The organism is Paenibacillus sp. MZ04-78.2 (genome assembly GCF_024213375.1).
Classification (GTDB): Bacteria; Bacillota; Bacilli; order Paenibacillales; family NBRC-103111; genus Paenibacillus_G.
Map to the genome: position 1 here is coordinate 88,100 of NZ_JANAVJ010000012.1, position 8,021 is coordinate 96,120.

Below are 8,021 nucleotides of genomic sequence, written 5' to 3' on the forward strand. Positions count from 1 at the left end.
GCCTCAAGGAGCGGCTTTCTGAATCGAGACGTCCGTATAATACGTCAGCAAAATTTTCTGGTAATCGTACCCAAGCTCAGCGTAGCCTTTGGCGCCCCACTGAGACATCCCCAATCCGTGACCGTAGCCGGTGCCTTTGAAAATAAACTGCGGGTCCTGGGTAACCAGCCGAACTTTGCCTTGTGCATTTATCATAAAGAGCTGCTCGTCGTCGGTTTGTTTTCCCGTTCCGCCGCTGCCTGTGACAACGACTTGCTGAGAGGCCGAGGTCTGACTTCGCGTCGCCCCCCCTGCTCCCAATATAGTATAACGTCCCGTTTCTTCAATATCAAACCGGGTACTGGGCAGGCCGCCGAGCAACGTGCGGAGCGAATCCGGATAAGCGGCTTTAAGCGGCTGTCCGTTCGCCGTTACTTCCAGCGCGCGGCCGGACACCCCTCTTTTCGATACTTCAAGCCGGCTTAACGCCCCGCCGGTATAAGACGCACCAAGCTTTTCCTTTACCTTCGCCGCATTGTAAGGGCCGCGCATCCAGGAGTAAGCGTTCGATTCGACCTCTTGATCGATGACGACGAATTGATCCCCGATGTCCACCTTGAACGCTGTCGGGTTGGTCGTATTGTCGACGTAGGGTGCAGGCCGGACGCCCACGCCGGTTGCCGTAGACTCGTAATAAGGCAAGCCGGCCGGATTTTTTTGCCCTGTCGCCCTTGCGTAGTCGGAGTGGATGTAGCCGGTATTGCCGTTCGGCAAGACAATCCGGTACCATACTTTTTTGCCCGCTTGAGCTCCTTCGTCCGGGGATTTTTGGCTTTTCAAGTACGCCACCTCGTTGCCCCATACTTCCGTCGGAGCCGCGGTCATCCCCCCTGCATTGGAGTAATACAGCGGGCTGATCAACCCGTTCTTATCTACGATCACTTCGCCTTGCGTCGCTTGCACCGCTTGCTGGGCGGCGGCGAACTCTCCCGCTACTCCTTTATACGCTTGATCCGTGGTCGTATCGGTGACGTTCGCGATCTGGTACTTGACGCCCTGCTTGAGCGCATATGTGCGCGCGGCTACAGCCTGTGCCTTCAGCGCTTCCAAAGGCCATGCTTTACTCATCTCGGAGCCGAGGACCGAAACGAGATACTGCTCAAAAGGCAGCTCGTTGACGACGGCAAGCTTGCCGTTGAACCGGGACACCTCAATCCCGCCGCGGTAGGCGCGCTCGAACCGCTCGCGGACCGTGACGCCGCCCTGCGCATCCGCCGCCGCGGCCCACAGCTTCGCGCCCCCGCCGAAGGCGAAGGCCGCGAGGGGACCGCCGGCGTTTGGCGCGCCCATATCCAACTCGCTGCGTTTCAGCACGTAGCTCTGCGCAGCGTCCACCGGCGCAAGCGCCACAGTAGGCAGCGCCGCCGCAATCTGCGCTTTCAGCGCCTGCAGCGCCACGCTGTCGGCGGCTTCGCCAACGAATACGGCGTAGCCGGCTTCGGTCAGCGCCACGTCGGCATCGAAGCCCGCCTGCGATAGCGCTACCGCCTGCGCATTCGCTTCCGCCTCGCCGGCGAAGCTGCCCGCGCTCCAGCGCAGCGGCCCGCTGACGGCAGCGCCGGATTGGCCTGCGGCGGCCGACGCAGCCGCTTCCTTCGTGGCGAATGGGCCCACATAGGCCCGGTACGCCGACTTGCCTCGCTTCACGCGTTGTACGACGCCCGCGGCGGTTCCTCCGGCCTTCAGCTTCTGCGCCTGCGAACGCGCAGCCGTAACGTCGCCCGTTTCGGGCAGCTGCGCGTAATAGCCGTCCGCATAAACGCGAACCGGCGTTTTGGACGACGCTTGATGGACGGGCTTCACCCCGGCGGCTCCGCGCAAGCCGAGCTGCATCCCTGCGTCCGCCGACAGCGTAACCGCGGCGGCCGGACTAACATATTTGCCTGTATCGATAAATAAAGCGACACGAACATTGTCGAGCTTCGGCACCGACACCGCCGCGTAAGCGGCAGGCAGCACGCCTCCTGCCGCTCCCGCCAAGCCGATTGCTACCGCAAGCAGCAGCGCTGCCGGCACCTTCATTCCTGATCTTAAGCGATGCGCCACCCGCTTTACAGGAGCTAGTCCCGTACGGTCGAGCGACCCTTTCGTTTTATGCATAAACCGCCGATTCCCCTCTCTTGACGGAACCGCCGATACTTCCGCTTAAGAGCGGCTTGGCATCGGCAGCCCGAGATGTTTGCACGCACTCGGCGTTATCATGCGCCCCCGCGGCGTCCGCTGCAAAAATCCGATTTGCAGCAAATACGGCTCGTAGACGTCCTCGATGGTCTGACTTTCCTCTCCGATGGATGCGGCAATCGTATCCAGCCCGACCGGACCGCCCTGAAAGCTCAAAATGATGGTCCGCAGCATCTTATGGTCGATCTCGTCGAGTCCCAGCGGATCGACTTGAATGCTCAACAACGCCGTCTGCGTAATGTCGAGCGTAATGATGCCGTCACCCTTCACCTGGGCAAAGTCGCGCACCCGCTTAAGCAACCGGTTTGCGATCCGCGGCGTCCCGCGCGAGCGCATCCCGATTTCCTTAGACGCTTCGCCTACGATCTGAACCTGCAGCAGATCGGCGGTTCGGCTGACGATATAGGACAGCTCGTCGACCGTGTAATATTCCAACCGGCTGACGACGCCGAACCGGTCGCGAAGCGGCGCCGAAAGCAGCCCGACGCGCGTCGTCGCGCCCACCAGCGTAAACGGCGGCAGATCGAGCCGCACCGAACGGGCGCTCGGCCCTTTGCCGATGATGATATCGAGAGCGTAATCCTCCATCGCCGGATATAGCACCTCTTCTACCGTCCGGTGAAGCCGGTGAATTTCGTCGATGAAGAGCACGTCATTTTCCTGCAGGTTGGTCAAGATGGCCGCCAGATCGCCCGGTCGTTCGATCGCCGGTCCCGAGGTCGTCCGCAGATTGACGCCAAGTTCGTTGGCTATAATATTCGAAAGCGTCGTCTTGCCAAGGCCCGGCGGTCCGTACAGCAGCACGTGATCGAGCGCTTCCTTGCGCATTTTGGCCGCTTCGATATATATTTTTAAATTTTCCTTCGCCTGGGCCTGACCGATATATTCAGCCAAATACCGCGGACGCAGGCTGAACTCCATCCCTTGATCCTCCATCATTAGATGCGCCGAGATGATGCGGTCTTCCATGTTGCGCCTCTCCTTCCTGTCGGCCGTCCGCCAAGGCGGGCGCCGCCTGCCGCGTCAACCATCCGCACGGCTTATTTCATCAGCGACTGCTGAAACAGCGCCTGCAGCGCAAGCTTCGTTACCGCGTCGGCCGTCTCGTCGCCCTTCAGCTTCGGCTTGACGGCTTGTCCCGCTTGGTCCGCCTCGGCTTCGGTATAGCCTAGCGCAAGCAGCGCCGCCTTCGCCTCGCCCCAAGCGCCGCTGGCCGTCAGCCCTGCCGCGGCAATTTCCGGCAAGCCAAAGCCGGAACCATCCGCCTCGGCCGAAGTCCATGCGCCCAGCTTATCTTTCAGGTCGAGCACCATGCGCTGCGCCGTCTTTTTCCCGATGCCCGGCAGCTTGGTCAAGAACGAAAGATTTTCCTGACCGATGGCCGCCGCGATCACTTCGGGGCGGCCTCCCGCCAGTACGCCGATGGCTACCTTCGGCCCGATGCCGTTCACATCAAGCAGCAGCCGGAACAATGACTGCTCATCTCTTGACGTAAATCCGAACAGCAGGTGAGCGTCTTCCCGTACATGGTAGTGAATGTACATTGTCACTTCCGCGCCGTCCTTGCCAGCTCCTATCGCATACGGGTTGGCGCAAAAAACGCGGTAGCCGACGCCGCGTACGTCCAGCACCACATATTCCGTTTCGCGGTGCGCCACCGTCCCTCTTAAAAAGTCGATCATCGCTTGTAAGCTCCGTTCAATTTTTGTTGTAATCCCGAAGAATGGGCATGGCAAATGGCCACTGCCAGCGCATCCGCCACATCATCGGGCTTCGGCACGGCAGATAAATGCAGAAACATTTTAACCATTTCCTGCACTTGCTTCTTCTCCGCTTTCCCGTAGCCGACAACCGCCTGTTTCACCTGCAAAGGGGTATATTCGGCAATCGGCAGCCCCTGCTGTACCGCCGCCAGCATCAGTACGCCGCGGGCTTGCCCGACGGTCAACGCCGTCGTGACGTTCCGGTTAAAGAAGAGCTTTTCAATCGCGACCGCATCGGGCTTATATTTCTCGATCAGCTGCACCGTCGCTTCGTATACTTGTTTTAGCCGCAGGGCATCTTCCGTACCGGCTTTCGTCTGGATCGATCCGTACTGAACGGGAACCAGCTTATGACCTTGTTTATCGATAAACCCGAAGCCGACGATGGCGATCCCCGGGTCAATGCCTAAAATCCGCAAGACGCGCACTCCCCCATTCGCTTTCCGATACTGCGGCTCTCGGACCACAAGAAGCGAACATATGTATTCACCTGCCATTATAGCAGATTATCCCTTCCATGAACACGGCAAAAAGTCCGCCCGGACTCCAATGCCGCAGCGGACTTCGACGCATTTCGTTATAGGACAAGGCTTGTCTGAATCGTTCCTGTGGGATGGAGTGCCTCTCTTTTATGGGGATGGCGTCGCTCGCATCGCTTTCTCCGTTTCTTCGATCGCATAATCGCTCAGGGTCGAGAGCACGCTGTTATAATCGGCCAAATCCCTTACCCGAACCCCCTGATAAAGCTGCTTTACCGTTTCCCGGGGCAGACTGCTTTCCAGATGCCGGATGTTCAGCTGAAAAAACGTTCGCAGCACGTTTTGTCCTCCCGCCCCCGGCACCCCTTCGAACAACGATAAATTGCCTTTGGCATCCAGCCCAAAATAAGCGTTGTTTTTGCATTGCGGGGACAAGTCATCCACCTTCTCAACGAAATAAACCCGGTCTGAATTTCCAAGACTAACGGTCATCAATGGATGAGCTTTGTGGTAGGCCAAAATGTCGGCTGCGTTCATAATACCGATCCGCTGCAGCTCTTCGCCGCAAACATACGATTTTTTTACAAAACCATCCCTTTGCCCGTTCAAATCTTTTACCATCGCACGCACTTCTTCCTCCGGCTGCACATTGGTTTCGACGGCGCGGCTGAAGACGGACTGTTCCTGACTCTGCCTGCCGCTTTTGTCATATTGCGAGCCGCGCAGCATCCACGCACCTGCAGCGAACAAACCGGCTGCAAGCAAAACGACAGCCAGATTCAGCCAACGGCGTTTCAGACGCAGCTTTTTTTTCAATTGCTTCTTTAACTGATTCCAAAAGCCGAGCAACATCATGGCGATCCCCTTCTGTCCGTGGTGTTTAGAAATACTTGAAGCCTTTTACTATTTTTCCCACGGGGATCGACGTTTATACTTTTTCCATGTATACTATGTTGCATACGAACAGTGGAAAGGAAGGGCGGTTGATTATGCATCCTCTATTCAAAGAAATTCGGTCATGGGTTCGTTCCATCGCAGCCGCTTTCGCACTGACGCTTGTGATCGGCATCTTCGTGTTTCAACCGACTCATGTGCTGGGCCATTCGATGGACCCTACGCTGCACAACGACCAGCGCATTTATGTATCCAAGCTGTCGCATACGTTCCGCTATGCGCCGAAGTACGGAGATATCGTTATTATCGACAGCCGGGTAGAGCGAGAGCGCACGCTCAAGGACGATGTGCTGGAACACCCATTGTTGAAGTTCATTAGCGGGAACGAGGACCCGAATATGTATGTCAAACGGGTCATCGGCAAGCCAGGGGATGTCCTTGAGCTCAAAAACGATAAAGTATACCGTAACGGGAAGCCGCTGGAGGAACCGTACTTGAACGAGCCGATGCAGGTTCTCGGCGAGCATAAATGGACGATCCCCGAAGGCCACTTCTTCGTTATGGGAGATAACCGAAATCACAGCAAAGACAGCCGGGAAATCGGCTTTATTCCGATGGACCACGTGTTGGGCATCAAGATGTGACGCGCTCATAAAAAACCGCCGGAGGCTTAGGCTTCCGGCGGTTTTTTTATATTTAGTTGCCGAGCCAAGGCACAGGTCTTCTCGGTTTGACCGAACGGGCCGCCTGACGGCGATTGCGCTCAATCAAGCTGCTGATCGCGTCACGCGCCGAGCTTTGCTTCTTTTTCCGTTTCGGGGGACGAGCCGCTTTAGATTCGGACTGGGTATCGGTTTGCGAGATGACCGCCTTTTCGGAACGAGCGCTCTCTCCCGATTCTCCCTCGCCTTCTCTCCCTTTATCGTATACCGGCGGCTCCCCCCAAAGAAAGGGGCTTCCGTACGGGACAGCCGCAGGACTTATATAACCCGGATACGGCGGAAATCCCGGGTATCCGTGGAACGGCACGACCCGTTCACAGAATATAGGTCCCGGACCCGTAAACGGCATGAACGGGTATTCGTCCATCGGCTGGCCATAGGGCTGGAACGGACCGGGGATAATCGGCTGCGGCAAAGGCGGCTCAAGCGAAATCGGCGCAGCCTGCGACCATTGAGGCATCAAGGAAGCCTGGGCAGGCATCTGCGCAAATGGAGGCGATTCCGGCGGCAACGCATACGGCAAATCCGCCAGCCCCCCTCCGCAACCGCATCCGCTTTGAATAACCGGCGCTTGACCGGTAAATAAAGACGGGTATGCCGGTGGCGCTGCCGGGGCCGTATAGAAGGGCATCGTTCCTGCGCCGGGCATTTGCGGAATCGGCGGGAGCTCCGGTTCCTTCCAAACGTTTTCTTTGCCTTTGCCGTATGGAGGATGCGGCTGCTGAGCCATCGCTTCGACCGCAGGAACATTGTACTGCTGGAACAAAGACGCGGAAGGCTGCGGCTGGGCTACTTGATACGGATTTAGAGCAGGCTCGTTCGGCTTTCCCTTCTGCGCCGTTTGGAACGGCTGTGGTGCCTCGTACGGCTGCGGCTTTTGCGCTGCGCTAAATGGCTGCGCCATCGGCTCCGGCTTGCCTTTCTGCGCTGCTTGGAACGGCTGTAGTGCCTCGTACGGCTGCGGCTTTTGCGCTGCGCTAAATGGCTGCGCCATCGGCTCCGGCTTGCCTTTCTGCGCCGCTTGGAACGGCTGCGGTGCCTCGTACGGCTGCGGCTTTTGCGCTGCGCTAAACGGCTGCGCCATCGGCTCAGGCTTGCCTTTCTGCGCCGCTTGGAACGGCTGCGGTGCCTCGTACGGCTGCGGCTTTTGCGCTGCGCTAAACGGCTGCGCCATCGGCTCAGGCTTGCCTTTCTGCGCCGCTTGGAACGGCTGCGGTGCCTCGTACGGCTGCGGCTTTTGCGCTGCGCTAAACGGCTGTGCCATCGGCTCCGGCTTGCCTTTCTGCGCCGCTTGGAATGGCTGCGGTGCCTCGTACGGCTGCGGCTTTTGCGCTGCGCTAAACGGCTGCGCCATCGGCTCCGGCTTGCCTTTCTGCGCCGCTTGGAATGGCTGCGGCGTTGGGAACGATTGTTGTTCCATTGGGGGTAAAGTTGGCATAGGAGCTATATTGGATGGAAATACGGCTTCCTGCTTGCCTTGTGGCTGCATCGAAAACGGCGCTACGTTCGGCTGCGGAATATTCGGTTGGGCCGCAAACGGCGACACGTTCGGCTGCGGAATATTCGGTTGGGCCGCAAACGGCGACACGTTCGGCTGCGGAATATTCGGCTGGGCCGCAAACGGCGACACGTTCGGCTGCGGGATATTCGGCTGGGCCGCAAACGGCGACACGTTCGGCTGCGGAATATTCGGCTGGGCCGCAAACGGCGCTACGTTCGGCTGCGGGATGTTCGGCTGGGCCGCAAACGGCGCTACGTTCGGCTGCGGGATATTCGGTTGTACCGAGAACGGCGCTACGTTCGGCTGCGGGATATTCGGTTGTACCGCAAACGGCGACACGTTCGGCTGCGGAATATTCGGCTGGGCCGCAAACGGCGACACGTTCGGCTGCGGAATATTCGGCTGGGCCGCAAACGGCGACACGTTCGGCTGCGGAATATTC

Annotated in this window: 7 protein-coding genes; 1 reads left to right on the plus strand and 6 read right to left on the minus strand. The window is 58.6% G+C overall.

Going from position 1 to position 8,021, the window contains the following annotated elements; translation table 11 throughout:
• Positions 1-3 precede the first annotated feature (3 nt).
• The 5 genes from NLX71_RS11690 to NLX71_RS11710 all read right to left on the minus strand — a co-directional run bounded on the left by NLX71_RS11690 (position 4) and on the right by NLX71_RS11710 (position 5,317).
• Positions 4-2,139: a SpoIID/LytB domain-containing protein gene (locus NLX71_RS11690; protein WP_254363819.1), complete on the minus strand. Its 2,136-nt coding sequence runs from the start codon at positions 2,137-2,139 to the stop codon at positions 4-6.
• Positions 2,140-2,184: 45 nt separating this feature from the next.
• On the minus strand, positions 2,185-3,189 hold the full coding sequence (gene ruvB, locus NLX71_RS11695) for a Holliday junction branch migration DNA helicase RuvB (protein ID WP_254363820.1): 1,005 nt from the start codon (positions 3,187-3,189) through the stop codon (positions 2,185-2,187).
• Positions 3,190-3,260: 71 nt separating this feature from the next.
• Positions 3,261-3,902, minus strand: coding sequence for a Holliday junction branch migration protein RuvA (ruvA, locus tag NLX71_RS11700; RefSeq protein WP_254363821.1), 642 nt, complete (start codon positions 3,900-3,902; stop codon positions 3,261-3,263).
• Positions 3,899-4,402 carry a crossover junction endodeoxyribonuclease RuvC gene (gene ruvC, locus NLX71_RS11705; RefSeq protein ID WP_090669627.1) on the minus strand — a complete coding sequence of 168 codons (504 nt, stop codon included), beginning with the start codon at positions 4,400-4,402 and terminating at the stop codon, positions 3,899-3,901. Before ruvC ends, ruvA begins: the two co-directional genes overlap by 4 nt.
• A gap of 210 nt (positions 4,403-4,612) precedes the next feature.
• Positions 4,613-5,317 carry a BofC C-terminal domain-containing protein gene (locus NLX71_RS11710; RefSeq protein ID WP_254363822.1) on the minus strand — a complete coding sequence of 235 codons (705 nt, stop codon included), beginning with the start codon at positions 5,315-5,317 and terminating at the stop codon, positions 4,613-4,615.
• A 134-nt stretch (positions 5,318-5,451) separates the two neighbouring features.
• Here NLX71_RS11710 and lepB point away from each other — a divergent pair, with 134 nt between their 5' ends.
• Positions 5,452-6,000 (plus strand): signal peptidase I, encoded by a 549-nt coding sequence (gene lepB / locus NLX71_RS11715; RefSeq protein ID WP_254363823.1) that lies wholly within the window; start codon positions 5,452-5,454, stop codon positions 5,998-6,000.
• Positions 6,001-6,052: 52 nt separating this feature from the next.
• Here lepB and NLX71_RS11720 read toward each other — a convergent pair.
• A partial coding sequence (locus NLX71_RS11720; protein WP_254363824.1) for a hypothetical protein occupies positions 6,053-8,021 on the minus strand: 1,969 nt, incomplete at its 5' end.

Coding starts and splice junctions, on each gene's coding strand:
- NLX71_RS11690 (WP_254363819.1), bottom strand. CDS start 2,139: ATGCATAAAACGAAAGGGTCGCTCGACCGTACGGGACTAGCTCCTGTA.
- ruvB (WP_254363820.1), bottom strand. CDS start 3,189: ATGGAAGACCGCATCATCTCGGCGCATCTAATGATGGAGGATCAAGGG.
- ruvA (WP_254363821.1), bottom strand. CDS start 3,902: ATGATCGACTTTTTAAGAGGGACGGTGGCGCACCGCGAAACGGAATAT.
- NLX71_RS11710 (WP_254363822.1), bottom strand. CDS start 5,317: ATGATGTTGCTCGGCTTTTGGAATCAGTTAAAGAAGCAATTGAAAAAA.
- lepB (WP_254363823.1), top strand. CDS start 5,452: ATGCATCCTCTATTCAAAGAAATTCGGTCATGGGTTCGTTCCATCGCA.